This window comes from Bartonella sp. MR168JLCBS (assembly GCF_042194175.1).
The window spans coordinates 320-1430 of the sequence record NZ_JBHIMP010000077.1 but is presented as its reverse complement, the minus strand read 5'-3'; the positions used below and the strand labels follow the sequence as shown (position 1 = coordinate 1430).

Below are 1111 nucleotides of genomic sequence, written 5' to 3'. Positions count from 1 at the left end.
GGGCTACAGCATTTTGCAACCCCGTATTACACCTTCTCTTACAACAGGAAAAGAAACATCAATTCTGCAACGAGTATTTTCTACCAATCGTGGCATTGATCCTTATGTCTTTTCTGTTTCTGATACTTATCAAGATCTTTTGGGAGAAGGAACTTTTATCGGCAAGGGTCTTTATAATATTGATGCCTTTGAAAAAGCACTTGATAACAAAATTAAAGAAAATACTGTTCTCAGTCATGATCTCTTGGAAGGAGGATATGCACGTACTGCATTGGTAAGTGATGTAGAAGTCATTGAGGATTATCCAACAGCCTATAATGTTGATGTCACCCGTTACCACCGTTGGATTCGCGGTGATTGGCAACCCCTTCCTTACCTATGTCCTCCCCACAACATCAGCCCTATTACACGTTGGCAAATGCAAAACAATCTCCGCCGTTCCCTCACACCCCTTATGTGGTTGATTGCAACAGCCGCAGGATGGTCTCTTTTACCTTTAAAGATAGCAACCATTTGGCAAATATTTTTGCTGTTTAGTCTCTTCGTCTCACCAGTTTTAAGTGTATTACAAACGCTTATTCTATTCAATATTGATTATTCTCTGCGGGGAGAATTCCGATCAATTTTGAATAAAACTACCCTCATGTTAGCAAATATATTTCTTAAAACCACGTTTATTGCCCATTCAGCTTATTTTATAACTGATGGAATTATCCGCACACTCTATCGAATGAAGATTTCAAAACAGCATCTCCTTGAGTGGAAAACCTCAGCCGCAACAAAATCGATTCCAAACAGTTTAGGTTTCTATGTCCTCACAATGTGGCCAGCATCACTTATCGGTATGATTGCCATAGCACCACCTCTTTTTTCTCATACTCTCACAAGCTTTGTTGCTTTGCCTTTTGGACTAGCATGGTTTTTTTCACCTTTAATCGCGTGGATAGTCAGTCAACCTTCAGAATTTCAAGATACCCTTCATATATCTTCAGAGGATAAAAAAACATTAAGATGTATTGCACGACAGACATGGCTTTATTATGCAACCTTTGTTAATGCGCAAAACAATCATTTGCCGCCAGATAATTTCCAAGAAGATCCCAAACCTCTT

1 pseudogene is annotated in these 1111 nt (G+C 39.2%); it reads left to right on the top strand.

Annotated features, from left to right (window positions below):
• Nucleotides 1-1111, top strand: a pseudogene (locus ACFIK8_RS09195) (protein ndvB); the annotation flags it as partial.